Source organism: Pseudoxanthomonas sp. JBR18, from assembly GCF_028198165.1.
Lineage (GTDB): Bacteria > Pseudomonadota > Gammaproteobacteria > Xanthomonadales > Xanthomonadaceae > Pseudoxanthomonas_A.
This window is the reverse complement of the sequence record NZ_CP116339.1, coordinates 3,171,443-3,196,895: the sequence shown is the minus strand read 5'-3', so window position 1 is coordinate 3,196,895 and position 25,453 is coordinate 3,171,443. Positions and strand designations below refer to the sequence as shown.

Genomic DNA, 25,453 nt, shown 5'->3' with positions numbered 1-25,453 from the left:
GACGCTGTTCAAGAGGACTCACCGCCCACCGGCCCGGTGTACATCTTTTCGCCTGCGTCGATCGTCAGGTCCAGACGATTCTGCGCCGGCGGCAATGGGCAGGTAGCGAAGCGGGTGAACACGCACGGCGGGTTGTAGGCCCGATTGAAATCCAGCGTGACCGCGCCATCGGCGGCCGGCGCGGCGGTGTCCAGGAAGCGCCCGGCCGGGTACGAGCCGTGCCCGCTGGTGCGATCGGCCAGGACGAAAAACAGTCCGCCCTCGTCCCCTTCCATCGCCGTGAGCTGGTAGGCCTTGCCGTCGTGCTCGAAGCTGACAATGCCCGGGCTGGGCGCGGCCACGGTGTTGCCGACCATGTCGACGAAGGTGAGCGTGGTACCGGCCGGGCTGGGCGTGAAGTGGCCTTCGATACGCCAGGCCGGGCTTGGGGTGTAGTAGTTGATCTGGGTGAACTGCAGGCGCGCGGCGGCGTCGGCGCTCTTGATCCGCAGTCCGTAGCGCTCGCCGCGATGGATCAAGGTCATCTGGTCCGCGCCGCCGCTGAAGCCGATCACCGTCGGTGGGCCCGACTGGTCGTCCACCAGGCGGATGCGCCGCTTCAGCGGCTGGCCGTCCGCGGTGACCATCACGCCGCGCTCGGGCGTGAAGTACACCTTGTCTCCCTGCTGCTGGACCAGGCCCAGCTTGGGCGGCCCGACCTCCAGCACGATCCCACTACCGGTCCCGCTGCCGATGTAATGCGACTTGAGCTCGAGCCAGTGCAGCCCGACCAGGCTGGTCCAGCCATCGGGCGCCAGCAGGGCCTCGCGCCGCTGGTTCCGCCACACCGCGTTGTCGGCCAGGAAGTCGACATCGGAAGGCGCTTGCCGCTGCACCGCAGGCGCCGGCGGCTCGCTGCAACTTGCCAGCAGTACGGTGGCCAGCAGCAGCCCACGAACGGCCACGGTTGGAATCATCAACGCCCGCGCAGGAACCATTTGTCGATCTCGGCCAGATTGAAGTGCGCCCAGGTCGGGCGTCCGTGATTGCACTGCCCCGAGCGCTCGGTGATTTCCATGTCGCGCAGCAGGGCGTTCATTTCGGGAACGGTGAGCTTGCGGTTGGCACGCACGGCGCCATGGCAGGCCATCGTCGAGAGCAGTTCGTCGCGTGCGGCCGCCACGCGGCGGGTCTGGCCGTGCTCGCGCAGGTCGGCCAGCACGTCGCGCAACAGCGCGCCAGGCTCGGCGTGAGCCAGCAGGGCCGGCACGCTGCGTACGCTCAGGCTCTGCGGACCGCTGCGGGTGACATCGAAGCCAAGCTGGGTCAACGTCGCGGTCTCGCGCTCGGCGACATCGGCTTCGCGCTCGGCCACCGCCAGGGTCATCGGCACCAGCAGCGGCTGCGAAGTCAGGCCGATGCCATCGTGCGCGGTCTTCAGGCGCTCGTAGCCGATGCGTTCGTGGGCGGCATGCATGTCCACCACGATCAGGCCTTCGGCGTTCTCGGCCAGGATGTAGATGCCGTGCAACTGAGCCACCGCGTAGCCCAACGGCGGGATGCCGCCGGCGGCATCGTTGGCCGGCATCTGCATCGGCGCCGGCTGCGCGGACTGGCTGATCGATGGTCCCGCATACAGGGCCGCGTAGGCGCTGGGCGCATCGGCCACGCGCAGGCCCAGCGGCGACTGCTGGTGCCCGGTCCACTGCAGGTGCTGTGGCACCGTCGCCGGTGCCGGCGTGCCGTAGGCGGACTGGGCGAAGGGCATCGGCGCCGATGCAGGCAAGCCCTCGGCCGGCGCCGCACCGGCGCCGATGCCCGCACGCGTGCCCGCCAACGCCTCCTGCAAGGTGCGATAGACGAAGTCGTGGATCATCCGCGACTCACGGAAGCGGACCTCGTGCTTGGCCGGATGCACGTTGACGTCCACCCGCGCCGGGTCCAGCTCCAGGAACAGCACGTACGCCGGCTGGCGCCCGTGGTAGAGCACGTCCTGATAGGCCATCTTCACCGCATGGGCGATGTTGCGGTCACGCACGGCGCGCCCGTTGACGTAGACGTACTGCTGGTCGGCGCTGGCGCGCGAATACGCCGGCTGCGCGATCCAGCCGTGCAGGCGCAACCCGGCCCCGCTGTGCTCGACGCGCAAGGCATGCTGGGCGAACTCCTCGCCAAGGGTTTCATGCAGGCGCAGCACCGGCTCGCTCGCCCCGTCGCCCTTGTAGCGACGCGACGGCCGGCCGTTGTGCGACACCCGCAATTCCACATCCGGACGCGCCAGGGCCAGAGAGCGCAACCACTCCTCGATATGCCCCAGCTCGGTGCGCTCGGCGCGCAGAAACTTGCGCCGCGCCGGCACGTTGTAGAACAGCTCGCGGACCTCGACGGTCGTCCCGGGTGCCTGCTGTTTGGGCGCGACTTCACCGACGCGGCCACCCTCCACCTGCAGGCCGTGGCCATGCGCGTCCTGCGCGCGCCGCGAACTCAACGAGAATCGGCTGACCGAAGCGATCGACGGCAGCGCCTCCCCACGGAAACCGAGCGTGGCCACGGTCTCCAGATCATCGAGCGAGGCGATCTTGCTGGTCGCGTGACGGGACACCGCCAGCGGCAGTTCCTCCGGAGCGATGCCGCCGCCGTCATCGCGGATCCGGATCAGCCGCGCACCGCCCTCTTCCAGGTCGATTTCGACCCGGCGTGCGCCGGCATCCAGCGCGTTTTCGACCAGTTCCTTGACCACCGAGGCAGGTCGTTCGACCACTTCGCCGGCGGCGATCTGGTTGATGAGGGTATCGGGGAGCTGGCGGATCGGCACGGGCGAGGATGGCGCTGGAAGCGCGAGTGAAACCAGCCCCGATGATAGCCGAGGCACCTGCCCGACTTCAGAATCCGACGCGCCTCAGGGCGATCCGCCACCCGCCGTCACACCGCCGTTGTCGGCCAGCGCGGCCTGCGCACGGGCGGCGAACAGCGTGCCTGGCGGCGGCTCACGCGAGAAATAGGTTTCCACGCCGCCCAGGATGGCCGTGGCCAGCCTGCGCTGATAGCTGGGGTCGGTCAGCTGCTTTTCTTCGGCATAGTTGGAGATGAAGGCCGTCTCCACCAGCATCGCCGGCATGTCCGAGGTGCGCAGCACCGCGAAATTGGCCTTTTCCAAGTGCGACTTGTGGGTGTTGTTGACCTGCTTGAGGCCATCGAGCACGAAGTCGGCCGCGTTCTCCGACGCCTTCATATGGCCGCTCTGCGCCAGGTCGATCAACACCGAGCCCAGGGTGCTGTCCACTTTCTGCAAGTTGCGTCCGCCGACCAGATCCGAGGCGTTCTCCTTGTCGGCCAGCCAGCGGGCGCGTTGCGAGGTTGCGCCCTTCAGCGACAGGACATAGACGGACGACCCGCTTGCGCTGCGGTTTTCCGCGGCGTCGGCGTGGATGGAGATGAACATGTCCGCATGCGCCGCGCGCGCCTTGACCGCACGCTGGTTGAGCGGGATGAAGTAGTCGCCATCGCGGGTCAGATAGGACTTCAGGCCCGGGGTGGCGTCGATCTGCTTGGCCAACTGGCGGGCGATGGCCAGGGTGACGTTCTTTTCGTATTTACCGGTCGGCCCGATCGCACCGGAATCCTGCCCACCGTGGCCGGCGTCGATGGCGATGATCAAGGGCCGCATGCCCGCGCGCATGGCCAGCTTGGGTTGCGGCAGCACCGTCGCCGGCGCATCGGCCGGAACCGCAGGCGCCTTGACCGGGGCCGGCCTGCCGGTGGCGACGGTCACGCCAGGGGCGACCGTCATCGGGGCATCGGCAGGGGGCTCCACGCCCGGCACGGGCTGGCCGGCCAGGATCGCCGCAGGCGACAACGCACCTGCCGTCACGCTGGTCACCGGCGTGGAAGGCGCGGCGGCAGGGACTTCGGCGACAGGCGTCGGCGCTGGGACAGCGGCAGACACGGCGGCCTTGCGCGCCGCATCGGCCAAGGCCGAGGTGGCCTGCGAGGCGGATGTCGAAGACGCCGCCACGGTTCCACCGCTGGACGGACCATCGCCCGGCCATTCGATGACCAGCCGTGAGCTGGCGCCACTGCCTTCCATTCGCGGCGACATGGCCTTGACCGGCCCGGCCAGGTCGAACACCACGCGCAGCGTGCCCGGGACTGGCTGCCCGGTGCGGACCGACGTCACCACGCCAGCGCCGGCCGGAAGCTTCAGGCCCTTGGGCGCGGACGATTCGGGGAGGTCGACCACCAGCCGGTCAGGCCCGGCCAGCGAAATGGTCTTGTACTGGCCCGCGCCCTGCAACTCGATTTCGGCGCGTGTGCCGGTGGCACCGTTGACAACTTCGATGCCGCGCACCTCACCCGCGTCGGCCGCAGGCACGCCTTGGAAGAGCATGGCGCTCCCCAACACGATCGCAAATGCGGTCATCCCCTTCGGCATGGGCCGAATTCAAGCATTAACACGGAGGGGATGCAAGCCGTTTTCCCTTAATAATCCGTAACCTGCCGAAACTTCCTCTCATCCGACAGCACGAACACCCCCTAACTGTGAAGGCCGTGTAGAGATTCCAGCCAGGTCGCGCCGGCCTCTGTCCCGGCCACCAGGCGTGCGTCCCGCCCCTCGCCGGCGATGCCGAGATGGATGTCCAGGTCGGGCGGCGGCAGGCCTCCGCGGCCCTTTTCCGGCCACTCGATGAGCCACAGGGTGGCCACCGCCTCGTCCAGGCCCAGAAAGTCGAGTTCCGAGGCGTCTCCCAACCGATACAGATCCAGGTGCCAGGCCTCGCCGCCTTCGATGGGATACCGCTCGATCAGCGTGTAGGTGGGACTGCGCACCGACCCGGTGACCCCCAGCCCACGCAACAACGCACGGGCCAGCGTGGACTTGCCGGCGCCCAGGTCACCGTGCAGATGAACCGCCGCCAGGGGCGGCCGCGTCCGCGCCAGCGCGTGGCCGAGGCGCGCCGTGGCATCGGAATCGTTCAAATGGAATTGCATCAGGTCACCGGCTCCGGGTTGGCCAAGGCAGGCAGCGCGTCGAACAGGTCGGTCGCCAGCAGGCCTCGCTGCCCGCGCTTGGCCGCGACATCGCCGGCCATGCCATGCAGGAGCGCGCCGGCGCTGGCGGCATCGAAGGCCGACAGGCCCTGCCCGCGCAGCGAGGCGATGACGCCGGTGAGCACATCGCCCATGCCCCCGGTCGCCATGCCCGGATTGCCCGCTGCCACCACCCGTGGCAGCGCCCCGTCCTGGGCCACCAGGGTGCCGGCGCCCTTGAGCACCACGGTCGCCTGCAGTTGCGCGGCCAGCGTGGTGGCAGCCTCGAAGCGGTCCGCCTGCACGGCCGACGTGGCGCGACCCAGCAGGCGCGCGGCTTCGCCGGGATGCGGGGTCACGATGGCATCGCCCAGCGCGCGCGGCTTGGCCGCGATCAGGTTGAGTGCATCGGCATCCAGGACCAGCGGCTTGCCGGCGTCCAGCGCCATGCGCAGCAACGCCCGCCCCCAGTCCTGTTGTCCAAGGCCGGGGCCGATCGCGATCACATCGGCCGTTTCCAGCAGGGGCGCCAGGTCCTGACTGGATTCCACGGCATGCACCATGGCTTCGGGGCGACGGGTCAGCAGCGCCGTGACGTGGGCCTGGCGCGTTGCGACGCTGACCAGCCCGCTGCCGGTGCGCAGGGCGGCTTCGGCGGTCATGAGGATGGCGCCGCCATGCCCCAGGTCGCCGCCGATGCACAGCACGCGGCCACTCTCGCCCTTGTGCGCATCCCGCCGACGCGGGCGCAGCCAGCGCCCCAGCAGGCCGGGGGACAGCAACTGCGCGCTGGGCGCGCTCATCGAGACCAGTTCTTTATCGACCTCCAGCCCGGCCAGGGACAGCACGCCGGCATGCTCCAGGCCAGCACCGGTGTGCAGCCCGTGGTGGCGCACGATGAATTCAAGCGTGTGCGCGGCGCGCACGGCGATCCCTGGCGCACTGCCACGGCGGGGGTCGATGCCGCTGGGGACATCCAGCGCGAAGACGGGCGCGGGCTGCGCATTGATCGCGGCGATGAGCTGCTCGGCCTCGCCTTCGGGTGCACGCGACAGCCCCAGCCCAAACAGCGCGTCAACCATCACATCGGCCGGCGGAAACGCCTCGGGGAACAACTCCACGCGTCCACCCATGGCGACGTACTCGGTGCAGGCCCGCTGGGCCAGCCCGGTCTGCGGCACGTGCGCCTCCAGGTGCACGACCACGACCTCGCAACCGGCCTGCAAGGCGCACCGCGCCAGCACGTAACCATCGCCGCCGTTGTTGCCCGGCCCGCAGACCACGGTGATGCGCCGTGCCTGTGGCCACTGCGACTGCAGGCAGGCCCATGCGGCCTGGCCGGCCCGGGTCATCAGCTCGAACGCTCCACCGGCCAGACGCGCGCTGGCCTGTTGGTCCAGGGTGCGCGCCGCGGCCACGCCATGCAGGGGAATCAAAGCCGTCATGGCGCGCGATTCTATACTTGGCCGCATGACTGCTTCGTCTGCGACATCGCCCGATCCGCACGCCCTGGCGCTGCGGATCCGCACGCTGGCGCGGGCGTTCGGCTTCCAGCGCTGCGGCATCGCCGGCATCGAACTGGGCCAGGACGAAGACCACCTGCGCAGCTGGCTGGCCGAAGGCTTGTACGGTTCGATGGACTGGATGGCGCGCCACGGCCAACTGCGGTCGCGGCCTGCGGAACTGATCCCCGGCACCCTGCGCGTGATCTCGGTCGGTTTGGATTACGGACGCAACGACAGCGACGAGGCCTGGACCACACTGGCCGACGGCACCCGCGCCTACGTGGCGCGCTACGCGCTGGGCCGCGACTACCACAAGCTCATGCGCAACCGCCTGCAGAAGCTGGCCATGCAGTTGCAGGAAGAAGTGGGCGCCTTCGGCCATCGCGTGTTCGTCGATTCGGCGCCGGTGCTGGAACGCGCGCTGGCCCGCAACGCGGGACTGGGCTGGATCGGCAAGCACACCTGCCTGATCGACAAGGATGGCGGGTCGTGGTTCTTCCTCGGCGAGATCTACGTCGACATCCCGCTACCCATCGACACGCCGGCCAGCGCGCACTGCGGCACCTGCGTGCGCTGCATCGAGGTCTGCCCCACCCAAGCCATCGTCGCCCCGCACCGGCTCGACGCGCGGCGCTGCATCGCCTATCTGACCATCGAGCACGAGGGCGCGATTCCCGAGGATCTGCGCAAGCCGATCGGCAACCGCATCTTCGGCTGCGACGACTGCCAGCTGGTGTGCCCCTGGAACAAGTTCGCCAAGCGCACCGATGAGCCGGACTTCCGCGCACGCAACGACCTGGATACCGCAACGCTGCCGCAGCTGTTCGCCTGGAACGAGGATGAGTTCCTGCGCCGCACCGAGGGCTCGGCGATCCGCCGCAGCGGACACGAGCGCTGGCTGCGCAACATCGCCGTGGCGCTGGGCAACGCCCCGACCACACCGGAGATCCTGCATGCCCTGGCCTCGCGCCGAGACGATGCGTCGCCCCTGGTGCGCGAACACGTCGCCTGGGCCCTGGCCCAGCACACACCGCCATCCCCGTAGAGCGGACCTTGCTCCGCTGAGGCCTTTTCCGGCCATCCCTGTAGAGCGGAGCTTGCTCCGCTAGGGCCTTTCCCAACCACCAACCGACGCTTTCACCGCGAGGGCATTCCCCTCAATTCCGCCAAAGCCCAGCGGAGCAAGCTCCGCTCTACGACAGCTGGGCGAAACAGCCGCGCCGCGACCTCAACGCGTGCGGATCTGCTCCAGCAACACTTTGGTGACCGGGTCGTCGGCTTCGGCCTCGCCCTTGAGCGCCGGCAGCAGGCCGTTGGCCAGCTGCTTGCCCAGTTCTACGCCGAACTGGTCGAAGGCGTTGATGCCCCAGGCCAGCGACTGCGCGTAGACGCTGTGCTCGTACATGGCGATCAGCGCGCCCAGCGACTGCGGGGTCAGCGCGTCGAGTAGGATCATCGTGCTCGGCCGCCCGCCGGCGTAGCTCCGGTGCGGGTCGTCGCTGGACTGTCCGTTGGCCAGCGCCTCGGACTGCGCCAGCAGGTTGGACATCAGCGCGATGTGGTTCTCGGTGTAGGGGTCGTCGTTGTGGATGGTGCCCACGAAATCCAACGGCACGATCTGGGTGCCCTGGTGCAGCGCCTGGAAGAAGCTGTGCTGCACGTCGGTGCCCGCCCCGCCCCACCATACCGGCACGGTCTCGCAATCCACCGGACTGCCGTCGATGCGCACCGACTTACCCAGGCTTTCCATCACCAGCTGCTGCAGATAGTTGGGCAGCAACGCCAGGCGCTGGTCGTAGGTCATCACCCCGTGCGCGGCATGACCGAGCACGTTGCGGTTCCAAATCGCGGTGAGCGCGTGGCGGATGGCCAGGTTGGACTCGGCCGGGGCTTCCAGCACGTGCCGGTCCATCAGCGCAGCGCCATCCAGCAGCGCGCAGAAATGGTCGAAGCCGATCGCCAGCGCGATCGGGAACCCGACCGAGGACCACAGCGAGTAACGGCCGCCGACCCAGTCCCACATCGGCAGCACGCGCTCGGCGGGGATGTCGAAGGCCTTGGCCGCACGCTCGGGATTGGCGCTGACCGCATACAGGCGTTCGCTGCCGCCCAGCCAGTCGGCGAGGATCTTGCCGTTGAGCAGCGTCTCCTGGGTGCCGAAGGTCTTGGAAATCAGGATCGCGGCGGTGGTCTTGGGGTCCAGCCCGGCCAGCGTGCGCTGGGCGGCGGCGCCGTCCACGTTGGACACAAAGTGCACGCGCAGCTTCGGGTTGAGCGGACGCAACGCATCTGAGACATGCCGCGGGCCCAGATCCGAGCCGCCGATGCCCACGCTGACCACGTCGGTGACCTCGCTGGCCTCCAGCGCGGCGACCAACTTGCCCATGTGGGCGCGCACCGCCGCCGCCTCGGCATAGGCGTCCTGCGCGGGCTTGGCATCGGTCAGGTTGCCGCGCAGGGCGGTATGCAACGCCGCGCGGCCCTCGGTCGGGTTGACGACTTCGCCGGTGAACAAGCGCTGGTAAGCGGCCTTCAGGTCCAGATCGCCGGCCAGTGCATGTAGCGCGGCCAGTGCGTCGCGGTCATAACCCTGGCGCGCGAAGCTGGCGTAGAGCGGGCCCACGCGCAGCGCGAAATCCGACGCGCGTGCAGGATCCTGTTCCAACAAGGCCGGGGCGCGGACGCCGCGCAGACGGGTGGCGTGGGACTGCAACGCGTCGAACTTCGTCATCAGGCGGCCTGCTTGGGGATCGATTGGTTGGTATGGGTGATTCGGTTCTGGCCGTCCACGTACACCAGCTTGGGCTTGAACGCGTCGGCCTCGGCCTCGCTCATGCTCGCAAAAGCGGCGATGATGATGATGTCGCCGACCTGCACATGGCGCGCGGCGCCGCCATTGAGCGAAATGATGCCGCTGCCTTCGTCGGCACGAAGTGCATAGGTGCTGAAGCGCGCGCCGTTGGTGACGTCCCAGATGTGCACCTGCTCGAACTCGCGGATGCCGGTGGCCTCGAGCAGATTGCCGTCGATGGCGATGGAGCCCTCGTAGTTGAGCTCCGAGTGGGTGACAGTGGCGCGGTGGATCTTGGTCTTAAGCAGGCTCAGGTGCATCGTCTTGGACAACGGCAGGAAAACAGGGCGGCGAGTCTAGCAGCGCGGGCCCCACACCGTCGTGCAGGGCATGGCGCTTCAGAATTCCAGGTTGTCGATCAAGCGCGTGGTGCCCAGCCGCGCGGCGATCAGGGCGACCCGCGGGCCGTCCTGGCCGTCGACCGGTTCGGTCAGATCGGGCCGACGCACCACGGTGTAGTCGACCACGTAGCCAGCGCCGGCCAGGCGCGCGGCGGCGGCCTGTTCGACCTGCAGGCGCGGCGCGCCGGCGACCACGCCATCCCGCATGTCCTGCAGCACCCGGCGGATCTCCGCGGCCCGCGGGCGCTCGTCGGCCGACAGGTACTGGTTGCGCGAACTCATCGCCAGGCCATCGGCCTCGCGCACGATGCCGCCGCCGAGGATCTCGATGGGAAACGCCAGGTCGGTGACCATCTGCCGGATCACCGCCAACTGCTGGTAGTCCTTCTTGCCGAAGGCGGCAAGATCGGGCGTCACCTGGTTGAACAGCCGGCTCACCACCGTGCAGACGCCGTCGAAATGCCCGGGGCGGCACTCGCCCTCCAGCACGCTGCTTACGCCAGGTACGTGGACCTTGGCCGCCAAGTCGATGCCGAACGGATACATGGACTCGACCGTGGGCAACCAAAGCACGTCGCACCCAGCGCCCTCCAGGCCGGTGGTGTCGCTTTCCAGCGTGCGTGGATAGCGCAGGTAGTCCTCGTTGGGGCCGAACTGGGTCGGATTGACGAAGACGCTGGACACCACGCGGTCTGCGTACTGACGCGCCAGCATGATCAGCGAGTAGTGCCCGGCATGCAGGTTGCCCATGGTCGGCACGAAGCCAACCTTGAGACCCTGCCGCTTCCAGCCGGCCACGCGCGCGCGCAAGGCTTCCAGTTCGGTAATGGTTTCGATCATGTGCGCCCTACCCGCGCGTGTTGAATCGTGAAAGGTCGCGCGTCGGCTCAATACGCGTGCGCGGCATCGGGGAATGCGCCGCCGCGCACCGCGTCGGCATAGGCACGCACGGCGCCGGCGACCGAGCCGCCTTCTGCCAGGAAATCCTTGACGAACTTCGGCCGGCGGTGGCCCATCTCCAGGCCAAGCAGGTCATGCAGCACCAGAACCTGTCCATCGCACTGGACCCCGGCGCCGATGCCGATGGTCGGGATTTCGACGGCGGCGGTGATCCGCGCGGCCAGCGTGGACGGGACGCACTCGAGCACCAGCAGGCTGGCGCCCGCCTCGGCCACGGCGATCGCGTCGGCCAGCAGCTTTTCAGCGGCCGCCTCTTCGCGTCCCTGGACGCGGTAGCCGCCGAAGGACAGCACCGACTGCGGGGTCAGCCCCAGGTGCGAGCACACCGGGATATCGCGTTCGCTCAGGAACCGGATGACCTCCAGCTTGTGGCCGGCGCCCTCCAGCTTGACCATCTCCGCACCGGCCTGCAGCAGGCGCGTGGCCGCGTCCAGCGCAAGCGCGGGGGTGGCATCGGACTGGAAGGACAGGTCGGACACCAGCAGCGCGCGCTCCAGCCCGCGGGACACGATGCGCGTGTGATAGACCATGTCCTCGATGGTGACCGGCAAGGTGGAATCGTGCCCCTGCACCACCATACCCAGGGAATCGCCGATCAGGACCAAGTCCACGCCGGCGGCATCGAGCGTCCTGGCGAAGCCATAGTCATAGCAGGTCAACATCACCAGCTTCTGCCCGGCCTGTTTGGCCTGGCGCAGGGCGGGAACGGTCCAGGGCTTGCTGTCGGCGTGCGTACTCATCGGTACGCATTATCCACTCATAAGGCGGCGATGGCGCCCCGCTCGATGCGAAATGCAGCTTCCTGCACCGGGCCATGGCCGGCGATATGCAGCTCGGGCGCGACATCGGCCAGCGGCACCAGGGCGAACGCTCGCTCGTGCAGGCGCGGATGCGGCACCTGCAGGCCGGGCAGATCAATGACCGCATCACCGTAGAGCAGCAGATCCAGATCCAGCGTGCGCGGCCCCCAGCGCTGCTCGCGGCTGCGGTCACGGCCGAAGCGACGTTCGATCTCCAGCAGTGCTTCCAGCAGTGCGGCAGGCGCCAGCGCAGTCTCCACGCGGGCGGCGGCATTCACGAAGTCCGGCTGGTCCTCCAGGCCCCACGCCGGGGTCACGTACAGCGGCGAGGCGGCGACCAGCCTGGTGTCCGCCAGTTCGGCGATGGCATCGAACGCGGCGCGCAGCGTGGCCGCCGCATCGCCCAGATTTGCCCCCAGCCCGATGCAGGCGGTGACCGCTGCGCTCATTCCCCGCTGGCGCCGGCCGCCCCGCTACGGCGCCTACGTCGGCGGCGGCGCTTGGACGGCGGCGCGTCCTCATCCTCGTACCCGTCCCCCGCCGGCTCCAGGCCCAGCGCCGCGGATAGCTCTTCGTGAGTCTGGCTCTGCGCCTGGGTCCAGAATTCAACGTCGGCGGCGTGCTCGGGCGAAGCCGACTGGCGTAGCACCAGGAAGTCGAACGCGGCGCGGAAGCGCGGATGGGTCAGCAGGCGCGTGACCCGCTTGCGCTGGCGCTGGCCGAAGCGCGACTGCAGCAACCAGATCTCCTGCATCGGCAACGAGAAGCGCCTGGGCAAGGCGATGGTGTTCAACTGGTGCAAGGTGACCCGGTCGGCGGCGCGGCGCGCAGCCTCTTCCGGATGGGTGCCCTGCGCCTGCAGACCGATCAGCGCCCGGCAGTACGCCGGCCACAGCAGCAAGGCGAACAGGAACGCCGGCGACACCGGCTCCTCATTGGCTACCCGCGCATCGGTGCCGGCCAGACCCTGCAACACCATGCGGCGCAACGCGCCACTGCGGTTGGACTTCAGTGCGGCAGCGCTCTCGGGCAGCAGCACCGTCAACAGGCCGGTGCGCTCGAGACCTTCGAAGCTGGCCACCGCGTGCCCGGAGAGGAACAGTTTGAGGACCTCCTCGAACAACCGCGCCGGCGCGGCCTCGGCCAGCAACGGCGCCAACTCGGGGATCGGATCCGCACTCGGGCCATCGATCGTGAAGCCGAGCTTGGCGGCCAGGCGCACCGCACGGAGCATGCGCACCGGATCCTCGCGATAACGCTGCTCGGGGTCGCCGATGAGCTTCATGCGCCGGGCCTGCACGTCTTCGAAGCCCCCGCAGTAATCGCGCACCGAGAAATCCTCGATGGCGTAATACAGGGCGTTGGCGGTGAAGTCGCGGCGCAGTGCATCGTCCTCGATGCTGCCGTAGACGTTGTCGCGCAGCAGGCGGCCGTCTTCATGCAGTTCGCGGTCGCCGCTGCCATCGTCACTGTTGGCGCGGAAGGTCGCCACTTCGATGATCTCGCGCCCGAACACGACGTGCGCCAGGCGGAAGCGACGGCCGATCAGGCGACAGTTGCGGAACTGTTGCTTGACCTGCTCGGGCGTGGCGTCGGTGGCCACGTCGAAGTCCTTCGGGTGCTGGCCGACCAGCAGGTCGCGCACGGCACCGCCGACCAGGTAGGCCGAGAAGCCGGCATCGCGCAGCCGATAGAGCACACGCAGAGCGTTGGGACTGATATCCCGGCGCGAGATCGTATGGGCCTCGCGCGGGATGACGGTGGGCTGGAGTTCGGAGGTGATGATTGCGGCTTCCGTTAAGTTTTTTGGCGGCTGACCCGATTGCCGGGAGCACAAGCTATGAATATACTAACCAGCTAAGCCGTCACGGCCCAAACGCTCCCTTCGTCTAGTGGTTAGGACGTGGCCCTCTCAAGGCTAAAACAGGGGTTCGAGTCCCCTAGGGAGCGCCAACCGTGATGTTGCCTGGACCCGATCAGACCCGGCCAATGCCGGGTCTTTTCGTTTGGCGCTTGCTTCGACTGCGCTACGTCCCGCCGGGGCGGTTCCTATAGAATCGCCAGCCATCTCCACGTTCGACCGGATCATCGCCATGCCCTTCGTCGTCACCGAGAACTGCATCAAGTGCAAGTACACCGACTGCGTGGAGGTGTGCCCGGTCGACTGTTTCCACGAAGGCCCCAACTTCCTGGTGATCGACCCGGACGAGTGCATCGACTGCACGCTGTGCGAGCCGGAGTGCCCGATCAATGCCATCTACCCCGAGGATGACGTGCCCGCCGGGCAGGAGGGCTTTGTCGCCCTTAACGCCGAGCTGTCGCGCGCCTGGCCGGTGATCACGGTGCGCAAGGACGGGCTGCCCGACGCGGCCGAGTGGGAAGGCAAGCCGGACAAGCTGCCCCTGCTGGAGCGCTGAGCCGACGCCCTATTGGTACGGGCGGCAGGCACCGAGGTCGCCACTCCAACCCTCTGACACGACAAAGGCGCCCCGCAGGGCGCCTTTGTTTTTTCCTGTCCGCCGCCGCCTCGATCGAGCCGGCCGGTCGGGATCAGTTGCCGGCCAGGCGGTTCTTCAGCTCGGCCATCAGGCGGGTCGCTTCCGGACCGGTCGCCGGCAGGCCACGCGGATCCACTGCCGACACGTAGGTGCCCGAGGTGATGGCGGCCACGCGCACCAGGAAGCTGGCGCCCTGGTAGGACACGTCATAGCTGCCCAGCAGCTGCGCACGGCTGGCGATAGTCAGGCCATCGACGGTACCCAGGGCATCGCCCACCTTGGCAAAGACCTCGTCGCGGCTGCCGGAGACGTTGAATCCGGAGGTGTTAACCGCAGACGCGCCGGCCTGCTGGCTGGCGCCGGTTGCCACGGTTGGCACCTGCATGGCACCGGCGGTGTTGGGGGCATTGAGGTCCGGCGGCACTTCCAGCGGACGCTCCTGCTCGCTCAACGCGTAGTCGCCCTTGGGCCCCTTGTGGAACCAGTGACAGCCGGACAGACCGACGATGGAGATCGCCAGCAGGGCAGGCATGAGGGAACGCGAAACGCGGGAAAAACGCATGGATGACTCTCCGTTTGAAGTCAGGCCGCGAGTGGTTCGCGGCTGGATTGTGCTTCGAGCGCGATCGCGCGCTCGGCCAGGCGGTCGGCCAGCCCGGCATGGGTCTCCGACAGCGGCAGCAGCGGCAGCCGCAGCCCCTGCCCCACGCCCTGACGCTGCAGCAGCGCCTTGACCGGGATGGGATTGGATTCGATTCCGAAGAACGCATGGAACTCGACAAGCTGCGCGTCCCAGGATTGCGTCGCGCTTGCCTCGCCACGGCGTGCCAGTTCGCACAGGTGACGATAGGCCGATGGCAGGGCATTGGCACCGACCGAGATCAGGCCATCGGCGCCGGCCAGCAGCGCCTGCCCGGCGGTGCCATCGTCGCCGGACAGCACACAGAAGTCACTCCGTCGCAGCGCCAGCAGTGCCTGCAGCCGGTCCGGCTCGGTCCGCGACTCCTTGATGCCCACGATCCGCGGGTGCGCGGCCAGCGCCGCGACGGTCGCCGGCAACAGGTCACAGCCGGTGCGGCCTGGCACGTTGTAGAGCACCACCGGAAGCCCGCCCTGCTCGGCCACGGCGCGATAGTGCGCCTCAAGCCCGGCTTGCGGCGCGCGCACGTAGGGCGGTGTCACCACCAGGGCGTAGTCGGCTCCCGCGCTGGCGGCCAGGCGGGTCTGCGCAATGGTCTTGGCCGTGTTCATCTGACCGGTGCCGGCCAGGACCGGCATGGCGCCGGCGAGATGTGCGACCGCCGCGCTGATCAAGGCGACATATTCCTCATCGGACAGCGCCGCGGCTTCCCCGGTCGAGCCCGCCACGACCACGCCCTGGATGCCGCCGCGCACCTGCCGGTCGAGCAGTGCACGCCAAGCGTCCAGATCGAGATCGCCACGGCCATCGAACGGCGTGGCCAGGGCGGTGATGCAGCCGGAAAGGGACAAGCGCTTCGCCTGTAAGGAGTGATACGCACGGAACGCCGCGCTCGGCAGCGATGTTACTTGCGGCGCGAAAGGACGGGCAAGTATGCTGGCCGCGCTGTGCAGGCCCCGTCCCGGGGCCATTCAGACTCGCTGTAACGCCGGAAGCCACTTTTGACCGACTCCACGCCCCGGCCCTCGCCGAACGAAAATCACCTCCTGATCAACGCCTACACGACGCATCCGGAGTCGCCCCTGCTGGGCGTAACGCGTCGGATTGCCGATTCCGGCTGCAACCTGGTCGATGCCCGCCTGTCCACGGTCGGACGGGATGTCTCGGTGACCGCGCTGGCCACCGGCTCCTGGGATTCGGTGGCCAAGCTGGAGGCGATGCTGACCCGACTGGAGCGCGAGGAAGGCCTGAAGCTGGTCTGGTACCGCACCGGCGCCAAGGTCGTGCAGTCCAACCTGCTGCCCTACATCGTCGAAGTGGTGGCCGCCGACAAGCCCGGCATCCTGTTCCAACTGGCCGATTTCTTCGACCGCCAGGGCATCACCATCGAGAACCTGCAGTCCACGCGCTATCGCGCGATGCAGACCGGTGCGGAGATGTTCTCGGCCCAGGTCACCATCGGCGTGCCAGCCAACATGCACATCGCCGCGCTGCGCGACGACTTCCTGGAATTCTGCGACCATCTGAACCTGGACGCGATCATGGACCCGATGAAGTTTTAGAGCGTGCCATGCACTTTGAGATGAGATGCGTTGGTTGTCAGCGATGCGGAGCCGGTGTCGCGCGGCGCAGCCTTGGCTGGTGGCCAAGGCAAGCCACGCGGCGCCGGTTCCGTGCCGCTGACGGCCAACCCGAAGGGAAGCGGCCTGGGGCGCGCCGATCCTGCGTTGCGCGCTTTGCCCAGGCGGCCAGCCTGGGCGGCAGCGCACGCCTTGTCTCGACACGCCCCATGCCGCTTCGCACTCACCTCAAAGTACAAGGCACGCTCTAAGATGACGGCGACCGCCAAAGCACTTCCGAAGTCCACCCTGAAACTGCCGCTCGCCCTGTCCGGCGGCGCCTCCACGACCCTCGCCGAGCACGCCGGCCACTGGCTGGTGCTGTACTTCTACCCGAAGGACAGCACGCCGGGCTGCACCACCGAGGGCATCGACTTCAACGCCCTGCTGCCGCAGTTCGAGGCGCTGGACGCGAAGGTGTTCGGCGTCTCGCGCGATTCGGTGAAGTCGCACGACAACTTCTGCGCCAAGCAGGGCTTCAACTTCCCGCTGATCAGCGATGTCGACGAGGCCCTGTGCAAGGCCTTCGATGTGATCAAGGAAAAGAACATGTACGGGCGTCAGGTGCTGGGCATCGAGCGCAGCACGTTTCTGATCTCGCCCGATGCGCGTATTGCGGCCCAATGGCGCAAGGTCAAGGTCGCCGGCCACGCCCAGGCCGTGCTCGACGCACTGAAGGCTGCCATTTCGCAGTGAAGTCCCCGCCGTTCCACACAGGTCGCCATCCCGCCCCGCGGGTCGTGGCGGCCTGCTGCTGTTCGTCTGTCTGCCCGTCCACACACAGGAAACCACGATGACACGAAGCAAGCGCATCTACGTGCTGGACACCAACGTGCTGATGCACGACCCGACCGCGCTGTTCAAGTTCGAGGAACACGATGTGTTCCTGCCCATGCAGGTGATCGAGGAACTGGACAATGCCAAGAAGGGCATGTCCGAGGTCAGCCGCAATGCGCGCCAGGTCAGTCGCTTCCTCAATGAGCTGATCGTCGGCGCCGATGCCGAGCGCATCCAGCTGGGCATCACCCTGCTCCATCCCAAGGGCCTGAACCTGCGCCAGCCCGGCCAGATCGGCCAGCTGCACTTCCAGCTCAAGCCGGTCGACCCCGGCCGCACCTTTGGTGCCATCGCGCCGGACAACAAGATCCTGGCGGCCGTGCTGCAGCTGCACGAGGAGCACCCGGGCACACCGGTCATCCTGGTGTCCAAGGACATCAACCTGCGGATCAAGGCCTCGATCAGCGGCATCGTCGCCGAGGACTACGAGAACGATCGCGCGCTGGACGATTTCGCCCTGCTCTACACCGGCGCCACCGCGCTGCCGGAAGACTTCTGGCACCGCCACCAGGGCGACCTGAAATCCTGGAGCGACAAGAGCGGCCGCACCAGCTACGAGGTCAGCATGGCCGATGAGGAGGACTGGCATCCCAACCAGTACCTCTACCTGCCCGGCGATGACGAGGTCGAACTGCGCGTGGCCAAGGTCAACGCCGATGGCAAGGCCACGCTGACCCTGGTCGATGATTTCCGCAGCGGTCAGCATGCCGTGTGGGGCATCAGTGCACGCAATCGCGAGCAGAACTTCGCGCTCAACGCGCTGATGGATCCGGAAATCGACTTCGTCAGCCTGCTGGGCACCGCCGGCACCGGCAAGACCCTGCTTGCCCTGGCTGCCGGCCTGGCCCAGACCATGGACCAGCAGCGCTACCGCGAGATCATCATGACCCGCGCCACGGTCAGCGTGGGCGAGGACATCGGCTTCCTGCCCGGCACGGAGGAAGAGAAGATGACCCCGTGGATGGGCGCATTGACCGACAACCTGGAAGTGCTCACCCACAACCAGGAAGGCGGGGCCTGGGGGCGCCAGGCGACCAACGACCTGCTGGCCTCGCGCATCAAGATCCGTTCGATGAACTTCATGCGCGGCCGCACCTTCCTCTCACGCTACCTGATCCTGGACGAGGCGCAAAACCTCACCCCCAAGCAGATGAAGACGCTGATCACCCGCGCCGGCCCCGGTACCAAGATCGTGTGCCTGGGCAATGTGGAGCAGATCGACACCCCGTACCTGACCGAGACCACCTCGGGCCTGACCTACGCGGTGGATCGCTTCAAGGGCTGGGCGCACAGCGCGCACATCACCTTGCGCCGCGGCGAGCGCTCACGCCTGGCCGACTACGCCTCCGAAGTGCTGTGAGCCGCACGGTGGGCACGCCGAGCACCACGGCGCGCCCACCCTGACCGACACCATGAGCGAGGCAGCCACCGACGGCATCGCAGTCCGTGCGGAAGACGGGCATACCTGGACGCTGCTCCACAGGGTTCCTGAGCGTCCGCGCGCCAGCCTGCTGTGGCTGCCGGCCATGGGCGTGGCCGCGCGGCACTACCTGCCGCTCGCCGAGGCGCTCAGCGCACAGGGCATCGCGGTCTTCCTGCATGAGGCACGCGGCCACGGCAGCAGTTCGCTGCGCGCTTCGCGCACCACCAATTGGGGCTACCGCGAATGGCTGGCGCTGGACCTGCCAGCCAGCGAGGCGGCGATGCGCAACGCTCTCCAGGGCTCGCGCCAGCTGATCGGCGGGCACAGCCTGGGCGGCCAGCTGGCATGCTGTCACGCGGCCCTGCACCCGGCCCGCTACGCAGGCCTGTGGCTGGTCGCCAGTGGGACGCCGCACTGGCCACGTTTTTCGGCGCCACGCGGCTGGCTGCTGCCCGCCGCCTATCGCTTCATGGCCTGGCTCTCGCGGCGCAATGGCGCCTTACCCGGTCGGCGCATCGGATTCGGTGGCAACGAGGCGCGCGGCCTGATCGATGACTGGACGCGCGTGGGCCTCTCCGGGCGCTACGCCGCGCGCGGTCTGTCGCAGGACCTGGAGGCGGCGATGGCCCGCCTGGCCGTTCCGGTGACAGGTGTCTTGCTGGCGCAGGACTGGTTCGCACCGCCGGCCTCGCTGGCGGGACTGGTGGATCGATTCGCTTCACCTTCGGTCTCCACCACCGTCCTGGACGCCGCCTCGCTCGGCACTCGCGCCGATCACTTTGCCTGGATGCGCCATCCCCAAGCCGTCGTGCAGCATCTGGCCCATCCCCTGGATTGAGCAGCAGGCATCGCACCGGCTTGGCCGCGATGCGATCCTAGGCGGCCAGATTCCCGCTCCAACCGATCGGACCTCATACCCATGCCCGAAGCCGCCAGCCCATCGCCGACCATCGCCGTCATCGGGCTGGGTTACGTGGGCCTTCCTCTGGCCGTGGCGTTTGGTCGACTCGGTCCAACGGTGGGCTTCGACATCCAGCACAAGCGCGTGGCCGAACTGCAAGCCCATCACGACCAGACCCGCGAGATAGCACCCGAGCAGCTGCGCGAGGCGCATCAGCTGCGCTTTACCGACGACCCTGCGGACCTCGCCGGTTGCGAGGTCTTCATCGTCACCGTGCCGACCCCCGTCGATGCCTACAAGCGGCCAGACCTGACCGCCCTCGAGTCGGCCAGCCGCACGGTGGGGCGCGCGCTGGCCCCTGGCGGCCTGGTGATCTTCGAATCCACCGTCTATCCAGGTGCGACCGAGGAAGTCTGTGTCCCGCTCATCGAGGCCGAATCCGGCCTGGTGTTCAACCGTGACTTCCACGTCGGCTACAGCCCGGAACGCATCAATCCCGGCGACAAGGCCCATCGCCTGGAAACCATCGTAAAGGTCACCTCCGGCTCGACCCCGCAAGCCGCCGCCAGGGTCGACGCGCTGTATCGACGCATCATCCACGCCGGCACCCACTGCGCGCCCAGCATCCGGGTCGCCGAGGCTGCCAAGGTGATCGAAAACACCCAGCGCGACGTCAACATCGCCCTGGTCAACGAGCTGGCCCTGCTCTTCCATCGCCTGGGAATCGACACCGGCGAGGTCCTCGCAGCGGCCGCGACCAAGTGGAATTTCCTTGGCTTCAAGCCTGGGCTGGTCGGCGGGCACTGCATTGGCGTGGACCCGTACTACCTGACCCACAAGGCCCAGCAGGTCGGCCACCACCCGGAGGTGATCCTGGCCGGACGCAGGATCAACGATGGCATGGGCGCGCACGTGGCCCAGCGCACGATCAAACTGCTGGCCCAACGCAACAACCCCATCGCAGGCGCGCGCGTGCTCGTGCTGGGCTTGACCTTCAAGCAGAACTGCCCGGATCTGCGCAACACCCGCGTGGTCGATATCGTGCACGAACTGCGGCAGTACAACGTCCAGGTCGACGTGCACGACCCGTGGGCAGATCCTGCCGAAGCGGCGCGCGAGTACGCGCTATCCCTGGCCCAGGCGCCGCCGCACGGCCACTACGATGCCGTCATCCTCGCGGTGGCCCACCAACAGTTCGCCGCGCTCGGCGGCACCGGCGTGCGTGCCTTCACGCGCCCAGGCGGCGTGGTGTTCGATGTGCAACGCCTGCTGCCCCAAGATGACGTGGATGGCCGCCTGTGAAGCCCCTCCTCCCCAATCCGATCCGAGAACTCCCATGAAGATCCTGGTGACCGGCGCCGCCGGTTTCATTGGCGCACGCCTCAGCGAGCGCCTGCTCGAGCGTGGCGACACTGTGCTGGGCTATGACAACCTCAACGACTACTACGATCCCACGCTGAAGGACGCACGCCTGCAGCGCCTGCACGCGCATACCGGGTTCTCCTTTGTCCGGGGCGCGCTGGAAGACCGCGATGCGCTCGACGCGGCCTTCGCCGGCTTCGAGCCGCAGCGCGTGGTCAACCTGGCCGCACAGGCAGGCGTGCGCTATTCGCTGCAGAACCCCCATGCCTACGTGCAGAGCAATCTGGTGGGCTTCATGAACATCCTGGAAGCATGCCGGCATCGCGGCGTGGAGCACCTGATCTACGCCTCCTCCAGTTCGGTCTACGGCGGCAACCGCAAGCTGCCTTTCGCCGTGGAGGACAGCGTGGACCATCCTTTGAGCCTGTATGCGGCCAGCAAGAAGGCCAACGAGCTGATGGCGCATACCTACAGCCATCTCTACCGGTTGCCGACCACGGGCCTGCGCTTTTTCACCGTCTATGGCCCCTGGGGACGCCCGGACATGGCGCTGTTCCAATTCACCCGCAAGATCCTCGCCGGCGAGCCCATCGACCTGTTCAACAACGGGCAGCACACACGCGACTTCACCTACATCGACGATATTGTCGAGGGCGTGATCCGCACGCTGGACCACGTGCCCGGACCGGATCCGCTGTACGACGCCATGCAACCCAACCCGGCGACTTCCGACGCGCCCTACCGCGTCTACAACATCGGCAACAACGCGCCGGTGCAGTTGCTGGAGTACATCGAGGTGCTCGAACGCGCGCTCGGGCGCAAGGCCGAGCGACGCCTGCTGCCCCTGCAGCCAGGCGATGTCCCTGACACCTTCGCAGACGTCTCTGCACTGCAGCGGGATGTGGGCTACGCCCCCTCGACACCCGTGGAAACCGGGATTGCGAGCTTCGTCGCGTGGTACCGCGACTACTACGGCGTGTGACCGCCACGACGCGCACGGCGCATCGGTTCCGATCCCAGGATCATGCCGGGGCGAACGCAAAAAAATCGGGAAAAGGTGTTGACGCGAAAGCGCGAAACACGAATAATCTCGCTCCTTCGCAGCGCGCCCGTAGCTCAGCTGGATAGAGTACCTGGCTACGAACCAGGCGGTCGGGAGTTCGAATCTCTCCGGGCGCACCAAGCGAAGAACGCGAAAAAGCCAGCCAACGTGCTGGCTTTTTTGTTGCCTCCTCTCCCTCACACTGCCTGCCCTCGCCTGCGCGAGCGTACGCGTACCGCCGACGCCGTCGTCGCGAGAACGCGGCAGGCAACAGGGGGTTTTCAGACGCGCGCTTCCCACGCCCGATCTATACAGATCGATCCATGCAGATCCGCGTCCTGAAGAAGCGCGCGGCGGATGAACATGAGCAACAGGCACAAAAAACCCGCCTTCAAGGCGGGTTCTTTCAATTGGCGGAGTGAGAGGGATTCGAACCCTCGATAGAGCTTTTGACCCTATACTCCCTTAGCAGGGGAGCCCCTTCGGCCACTCGGGCATCACTCCGGACAAACGTTGCGCCTGACCGCTGCGCGACGGCCAGCAAGGATACCGGCTGAACGCGCGAACGGCAAACTAAATCGTCAGTTCGAGGAACTGCTTTCTGCCTCGGTGGCCGCACCAGCATCTTCGCCGCGCTGGATACGCTGATAGATCTCTTCGCGATGCACTGCGACATCCTTGGGCGCCGTGATGCCGATGCGCACCTGATTCCCCTTGACGCCAAGAACGGTCACCGAGACCGAATCGCCAATCATCAGGGTTTCGCCGACACGGCGGGTCAAAATCAACATTTCAATTCTCCGTAGTCCGGCTAGCGTAAGGCCGGTAGAGGTGTTCGGCCCCCGTCGCAGCCGGAACACTCCCAAATAAGTTCATAGACGTGAAACATGGTAGCGGCCGGACACGTCCAGCCGCAAGAGACAAACACTGTGATTCAGACGACAAGCCGTTGGGTGACCCAACCTTCGACCCCCTCTAGAGCAGATGCAAGGGCGGGCCCGTCCTCGCCACCACCCTGGGCCAGGTCCGGGCGACCGCCGCCCTTGCCCCCGATCTGACCGGCCACGTGACCCAGCAGTTCCCCGGCTTTGACCCGGCCCATTGCACTGCCATTCACGCCCGCCACCAGCGCCACCTTGCCGCCGCTAGTCCCGGCCAGGAGGATGACCGCGTCGCCGAGTTGTTGCTTGAGCCGGTCGATCGCCTCGCGCAGCGCCTTGGCATCGAAGCCCTCCAAACGCGCGGCAAGCACCTTGATGCCCTCGATGACCTTGGCCTGCCCGGCCAGGTCCGCAGTGGCACCGCTAGCCGCCTTGGCTTTCAGGCTTTCCAGCTCACGTTCCAGCTTTTTCTGTCGCTCGGTCAGCTGCTTGAGCTTTTCGACCAGCTCGGCGGAACTGCCACCGACGACATGCGCCGCCTCGGCCAGGCGCCGCTCTTCAGCCGCGACATGATCCAGCGCGCCCTGCCCGGTCACCGCCTCGATGCGCCGCACGCCAGCCGAAACGCCGCTTTCACTGACGATCTTGAACAGGCCGATGTCCCCGGTGCGCTGCACGTGCGTCCCGCCGCACAGCTCGGTGGACGTATCGCCCATGCGCAGCACGCGGACGTGCTCGCCGTATTTTTCGCCAAACAGCGCCATGGCCCCGAAATCCAGCGCCTCCTGCATGGCCATGTGCCGGATCTCGGCCGCGTGGTTGGCACGGATCTCCGCGTTCACCCGGCGCTCGACCTCGGCCAACTCGTCCGCCGAGACCGGCTGGAAATGCGAGAAATCAAAGCGCAGACGATCCGGCGCGACCAGCGAGCCCTTCTGTTGCACATGTGTGCCCAACAGAGCCCGCAGCGCCGCGTGCAGCAGATGCGTGGCTGAGTGGTTGAGGATGGTGGCACTGCGGCGCGCGACGTCGGCATGACCAGACACGATGTCGCCGACCGAGAGCGTGCCCTGCTCCAGCACACCGAGATGACCGTGGAACTGGCCGGCAAGTTTCAGGGTGTCCGACACCTGGAAGCGCCCGCCGGAGGGGGTCAGCACGCCGGTATCGCCGACCTGTCCGCCGGACTCGGCATAGAACGGCGTCTTGTCCAACAGCACGATGCCCTCCTGGCCCGCCTCGAGTCGCTGGACCGGGCGGCCGTCAAGGAGAAGCGCGACCACCTTCAGATCCTCGGCCTCCAAGGCGTCATACCCCAGAAACTCGGTCGGTGCCAGCTGTGCCACCAGATCGGCCGGCAGTGCGGTGCCACCGGAGAACTTGCCCGCGGCCCGCGCGGTCTGCCGCTGCTGCTCCATCGCCGCATCGAACCCGCCCATGTCCACCTGCAGGCCGCGCTCGCGGGCGATGTCGGCGGTGAGATCCACCGGGAAGCCGTAGGTGTCGTACAGGCGGAATGCCTCTTCACCCGCGATCGTGACGCCCTGGGTGTTGGCGACGATGTCCTCGAAGATGCGCATCCCGGCGTCCAGGGTCTCGGCGAAACGCTCTTCCTCGGCCCCCAGGGCCCGCTCGACGAGCACCTGTTGTTCGGCCAGTTCGGGATAAGCCGCACCCATCAGGGACACCAGGGTCGGCACTAGCTTGCTGAAGAACGGCTCGCGTACCCCCAGCATCCAGCCATGACGCAAGGCGCGGCGGATGATCCGGCGCAGCACGTAGCCGCGCCCCTCGTTGGAAGGCAGCACGCCGTCGACGATCAGGAACGAGCAGGCCCGGATGTGGTCGGCGATCACCCGCAGCGACTTGTTTTCCAGGTCGGCCGTGCCGGTCAGGCGTGCCACTTCCTTGATCAGCGTCTGGAACAGGTCGATCTCATAGTTGCTGTGCACGTGCTGCAGCACGGCCACCAGGCGCTCCAGGCCCATCCCGGTGTCCACACACGGCGCCGGCAGCGGGACCAGGGTGCCGTCAGGCTGACGGTCGAACTGCATGAACACCAGATTCCAGATCTCGATGAACCGGTCGCCATCCTCTTCGGGCGATCCCGGGGGGCCACCCGGAATCTCCGGCCCGTGGTCATAGAAGATCTCGGTGCACGGGCCGCAGGGGCCGGTGTCGGCCATCTGCCAGAAATTGTCCGATGCGTAGGGCGCGCCCTTGTTGTCACCGATGCGCACGATGCGCTCGGCCGGCACGCCGATCATGTCGCGCCAGTAGCCATAGGCTTCGTCGTCGTCGTGGTAGACGGTGACCAGCAGGCGCTCGGCCGGCAGCTTCCAGACCTGGGTCAACAGTTCCCAGGCCCAGCTGATCGCTTCCTTCTTGAAATAGTCGCCGAACGACCAGTTGCCCAGCATCTCGAAGAAGGTGTGGTGCCGGGCGGTGTAGCCCACCTGGTCCAGGTCGTTGTGCTTGCCGCCGGCCCGCAGGCAGCGCTGGACATCGGCCGCGCGCACGTAGCTGCGCTTCTCCGCCCCCAGGAAGGTGTCCTTGAACTGGACCATGCCGGAATTGGTGAACAACAGGGTCGGATCGTTGCCCGGCACCAGCGGCGCCGAGGGCACGATGGTATGGCCCTTGTCACGGAAGAAATCGAGGAAGTCCTGGCGGACCTGGTTGCTGCTGAAGGTAGGCGCGGTCATGTGGGAGCTTGCGTTGGGCGAGCGGCTGGCAAAACAGGCCGCGATCCCCCTTACATGCGGATGCAGCCTGTCCCGGACAAC

22 protein-coding genes, 3 tRNA genes and 1 pseudogene are annotated in these 25,453 nt (G+C 67.4%); 10 read left to right on the top strand and 16 right to left on the bottom strand.

From position 1 onward, the window contains the following. Positions 1-8 precede the first annotated feature (8 nt). From PJ250_RS14425 to PJ250_RS14405, 5 genes are all read right to left on the bottom strand, one after another. Positions 9-944: a DUF1684 domain-containing protein gene (locus PJ250_RS14425; RefSeq protein ID WP_271645264.1), complete on the bottom strand. Its 936-nt coding sequence runs from the start codon at positions 942-944 to the stop codon at positions 9-11. Between the two features lie 11 nt (positions 945-955). Then, positions 956-2,794 carry a DNA mismatch repair endonuclease MutL gene (mutL, locus tag PJ250_RS14420; protein ID WP_271645263.1) on the bottom strand — a complete coding sequence of 613 codons (1,839 nt, stop codon included), beginning with the start codon at positions 2,792-2,794 and terminating at the stop codon, positions 956-958. 84 nt (positions 2,795-2,878) lie between these two features. Continuing rightward, positions 2,879-4,366, bottom strand: a complete 1,488-nt coding sequence (locus tag PJ250_RS14415) for an N-acetylmuramoyl-L-alanine amidase (RefSeq protein WP_271645262.1) — start codon at positions 4,364-4,366, stop codon at positions 2,879-2,881. Positions 4,367-4,512: 146 nt separating this feature from the next. Next, the gene (gene tsaE / locus PJ250_RS14410) at positions 4,513-4,968 is read right to left on the bottom strand and encodes a tRNA (adenosine(37)-N6)-threonylcarbamoyltransferase complex ATPase subunit type 1 TsaE (RefSeq protein WP_271645261.1); all 456 of its coding nucleotides are present in this window, start codon (positions 4,966-4,968) and stop codon (positions 4,513-4,515) included. Beyond that, positions 4,968-6,452, bottom strand: a complete 1,485-nt coding sequence (locus PJ250_RS14405) for an NAD(P)H-hydrate dehydratase (protein WP_271645260.1) — start codon at positions 6,450-6,452, stop codon at positions 4,968-4,970. Before PJ250_RS14405 ends, tsaE begins: the two co-directional genes overlap by 1 nt. A gap of 25 nt (positions 6,453-6,477) precedes the next feature. Here PJ250_RS14405 and queG point away from each other — a divergent pair, with 25 nt between their 5' ends. Then, positions 6,478-7,557: a tRNA epoxyqueuosine(34) reductase QueG gene (queG, locus tag PJ250_RS14400; RefSeq protein WP_271645259.1), complete on the top strand. Its 1,080-nt coding sequence runs from the start codon at positions 6,478-6,480 to the stop codon at positions 7,555-7,557. Positions 7,558-7,740: 183 nt separating this feature from the next. Here the strand turns inward: queG and pgi are convergent, their stop codons facing one another. From pgi to pcnB, 6 genes and pseudogenes are all read right to left on the bottom strand, one after another. Then, entirely contained in the window at positions 7,741-9,243 is a 1,503-nt protein-coding gene (gene pgi, locus PJ250_RS14395) for a glucose-6-phosphate isomerase (protein WP_271645258.1), read from the bottom strand. Further along, positions 9,243-9,623 (bottom strand): aspartate 1-decarboxylase, encoded by a 381-nt coding sequence (panD, locus tag PJ250_RS14390; RefSeq protein ID WP_271648659.1) that lies wholly within the window; start codon positions 9,621-9,623, stop codon positions 9,243-9,245. The genes pgi and panD overlap by 1 nt, the downstream gene beginning before the upstream one ends. A gap of 78 nt (positions 9,624-9,701) precedes the next feature. Next, positions 9,702-10,544 carry a pantoate--beta-alanine ligase gene (gene panC, locus PJ250_RS14385; protein WP_271645257.1) on the bottom strand — a complete coding sequence of 281 codons (843 nt, stop codon included), beginning with the start codon at positions 10,542-10,544 and terminating at the stop codon, positions 9,702-9,704. Positions 10,545-10,591: 47 nt separating this feature from the next. Next, on the bottom strand, positions 10,592-11,404 hold the full coding sequence (panB, locus tag PJ250_RS14380; protein ID WP_271645256.1) for a 3-methyl-2-oxobutanoate hydroxymethyltransferase: 813 nt from the start codon (positions 11,402-11,404) through the stop codon (positions 10,592-10,594). A 17-nt stretch (positions 11,405-11,421) separates the two neighbouring features. After that, a complete protein-coding gene (folK, locus tag PJ250_RS14375; RefSeq protein WP_271645255.1) occupies positions 11,422-11,913 on the bottom strand; it encodes a 2-amino-4-hydroxy-6-hydroxymethyldihydropteridine diphosphokinase in 492 nt (163 codons plus the stop codon). Beyond that, positions 11,910-13,223: pseudogene (pcnB, locus tag PJ250_RS14370) on the bottom strand (polynucleotide adenylyltransferase PcnB); the annotation flags it as partial. The pseudogene pcnB and the gene folK, both read right to left, overlap by 4 nt. A gap of 119 nt (positions 13,224-13,342) precedes the next feature. Here pcnB and PJ250_RS14365 point away from each other — a divergent pair. Next, positions 13,343-13,417, top strand: a tRNA-Glu gene (locus PJ250_RS14365). 140 nt (positions 13,418-13,557) lie between these two features. After that, entirely contained in the window at positions 13,558-13,881 is a 324-nt protein-coding gene (gene fdxA / locus PJ250_RS14360) for a ferredoxin FdxA (RefSeq protein WP_271645254.1), read from the top strand. A gap of 133 nt (positions 13,882-14,014) precedes the next feature. Here the strand turns inward: fdxA and PJ250_RS14355 are convergent, their stop codons facing one another. Both PJ250_RS14355 and dapA read right to left on the bottom strand, forming a co-directional pair. Then, positions 14,015-14,524, bottom strand: coding sequence for a hypothetical protein (locus PJ250_RS14355; RefSeq protein ID WP_271645253.1), 510 nt, complete (start codon positions 14,522-14,524; stop codon positions 14,015-14,017). 20 nt (positions 14,525-14,544) lie between these two features. Beyond that, the gene (gene dapA, locus PJ250_RS14350; protein WP_271645252.1) at positions 14,545-15,453 is read right to left on the bottom strand and encodes a 4-hydroxy-tetrahydrodipicolinate synthase; all 909 of its coding nucleotides are present in this window, start codon (positions 15,451-15,453) and stop codon (positions 14,545-14,547) included. Positions 15,454-15,603: 150 nt separating this feature from the next. On the opposite strand from dapA, the gene PJ250_RS14345 reads away from it, so the two are divergent. The 7 genes from PJ250_RS14345 (at position 15,604) to PJ250_RS14315 (ending at position 21,926) form a co-directional block, all read left to right on the top strand. Beyond that, positions 15,604-16,164 (top strand): glycine cleavage system transcriptional repressor, encoded by a 561-nt coding sequence (locus tag PJ250_RS14345; RefSeq protein ID WP_271645251.1) that lies wholly within the window; start codon positions 15,604-15,606, stop codon positions 16,162-16,164. Positions 16,165-16,434: 270 nt separating this feature from the next. Continuing rightward, a complete protein-coding gene (locus tag PJ250_RS14340) occupies positions 16,435-16,917 on the top strand; it encodes a peroxiredoxin (RefSeq protein ID WP_271645250.1) in 483 nt (160 codons plus the stop codon). A gap of 97 nt (positions 16,918-17,014) precedes the next feature. Next, positions 17,015-18,418 carry a PhoH family protein gene (locus PJ250_RS14335; protein WP_271645249.1) on the top strand — a complete coding sequence of 468 codons (1,404 nt, stop codon included), beginning with the start codon at positions 17,015-17,017 and terminating at the stop codon, positions 18,416-18,418. A gap of 52 nt (positions 18,419-18,470) precedes the next feature. Continuing rightward, positions 18,471-19,319 carry an alpha/beta hydrolase family protein gene (locus PJ250_RS14330; protein WP_271645248.1) on the top strand — a complete coding sequence of 283 codons (849 nt, stop codon included), beginning with the start codon at positions 18,471-18,473 and terminating at the stop codon, positions 19,317-19,319. 81 nt (positions 19,320-19,400) lie between these two features. Next, the gene (locus tag PJ250_RS14325) at positions 19,401-20,684 is read left to right on the top strand and encodes a nucleotide sugar dehydrogenase (RefSeq protein ID WP_271645247.1); all 1,284 of its coding nucleotides are present in this window, start codon (positions 19,401-19,403) and stop codon (positions 20,682-20,684) included. A gap of 34 nt (positions 20,685-20,718) precedes the next feature. Further along, positions 20,719-21,726: an NAD-dependent epimerase gene (locus tag PJ250_RS14320; RefSeq protein ID WP_271645246.1), complete on the top strand. Its 1,008-nt coding sequence runs from the start codon at positions 20,719-20,721 to the stop codon at positions 21,724-21,726. 123 nt (positions 21,727-21,849) lie between these two features. Beyond that, positions 21,850-21,926, top strand: a tRNA-Arg gene (locus tag PJ250_RS14315). Between the two features lie 271 nt (positions 21,927-22,197). Here PJ250_RS14315 and PJ250_RS14310 read toward each other — a convergent pair. The 3 genes from PJ250_RS14310 to alaS form a co-directional block, all read right to left on the bottom strand. Then, positions 22,198-22,290: transfer RNA gene (locus tag PJ250_RS14310), tRNA-Ser, on the bottom strand. Positions 22,291-22,367: 77 nt separating this feature from the next. Next, complete coding sequence (gene csrA / locus PJ250_RS14305) at positions 22,368-22,577, bottom strand: carbon storage regulator CsrA (RefSeq protein WP_271645245.1); 210 nt, start codon at positions 22,575-22,577, stop codon at positions 22,368-22,370. Positions 22,578-22,720: 143 nt separating this feature from the next. Further along, positions 22,721-25,372, bottom strand: coding sequence for an alanine--tRNA ligase (alaS, locus tag PJ250_RS14300; RefSeq protein ID WP_271645244.1), 2,652 nt, complete (start codon positions 25,370-25,372; stop codon positions 22,721-22,723). Positions 25,373-25,453 lie beyond the last annotated feature (81 nt).

Coding starts and splice junctions, on each gene's coding strand:
- PJ250_RS14415 (WP_271645262.1), bottom strand. CDS start 4,366: ATGCTCTTCCAAGGCGTGCCTGCGGCCGACGCGGGTGAGGTGCGCGGC.
- tsaE (WP_271645261.1), bottom strand. CDS start 4,968: ATGCAATTCCATTTGAACGATTCCGATGCCACGGCGCGCCTCGGCCAC.
- PJ250_RS14405 (WP_271645260.1), bottom strand. CDS start 6,452: ATGACGGCTTTGATTCCCCTGCATGGCGTGGCCGCGGCGCGCACCCTG.
- queG (WP_271645259.1), top strand. CDS start 6,478: ATGACTGCTTCGTCTGCGACATCGCCCGATCCGCACGCCCTGGCGCTG.
- pgi (WP_271645258.1), bottom strand. CDS start 9,243: ATGACGAAGTTCGACGCGTTGCAGTCCCACGCCACCCGTCTGCGCGGC.
- panD (WP_271648659.1), bottom strand. CDS start 9,623: ATGCACCTGAGCCTGCTTAAGACCAAGATCCACCGCGCCACTGTCACC.
- panC (WP_271645257.1), bottom strand. CDS start 10,544: ATGATCGAAACCATTACCGAACTGGAAGCCTTGCGCGCGCGCGTGGCC.
- panB (WP_271645256.1), bottom strand. CDS start 11,404: ATGAGTACGCACGCCGACAGCAAGCCCTGGACCGTTCCCGCCCTGCGC.
- folK (WP_271645255.1), bottom strand. CDS start 11,913: ATGAGCGCAGCGGTCACCGCCTGCATCGGGCTGGGGGCAAATCTGGGC.
- fdxA (WP_271645254.1), top strand. CDS start 13,558: ATGCCCTTCGTCGTCACCGAGAACTGCATCAAGTGCAAGTACACCGAC.
- PJ250_RS14355 (WP_271645253.1), bottom strand. CDS start 14,524: ATGCGTTTTTCCCGCGTTTCGCGTTCCCTCATGCCTGCCCTGCTGGCG.
- PJ250_RS14340 (WP_271645250.1), top strand. CDS start 16,435: ATGACGGCGACCGCCAAAGCACTTCCGAAGTCCACCCTGAAACTGCCG.
- PJ250_RS14335 (WP_271645249.1), top strand. CDS start 17,015: ATGACACGAAGCAAGCGCATCTACGTGCTGGACACCAACGTGCTGATG.
- PJ250_RS14330 (WP_271645248.1), top strand. CDS start 18,471: ATGAGCGAGGCAGCCACCGACGGCATCGCAGTCCGTGCGGAAGACGGG.
- PJ250_RS14325 (WP_271645247.1), top strand. CDS start 19,401: ATGCCCGAAGCCGCCAGCCCATCGCCGACCATCGCCGTCATCGGGCTG.
- PJ250_RS14320 (WP_271645246.1), top strand. CDS start 20,719: ATGAAGATCCTGGTGACCGGCGCCGCCGGTTTCATTGGCGCACGCCTC.
- csrA (WP_271645245.1), bottom strand. CDS start 22,577: ATGTTGATTTTGACCCGCCGTGTCGGCGAAACCCTGATGATTGGCGAT.
- alaS (WP_271645244.1), bottom strand. CDS start 25,372: ATGACCGCGCCTACCTTCAGCAGCAACCAGGTCCGCCAGGACTTCCTC.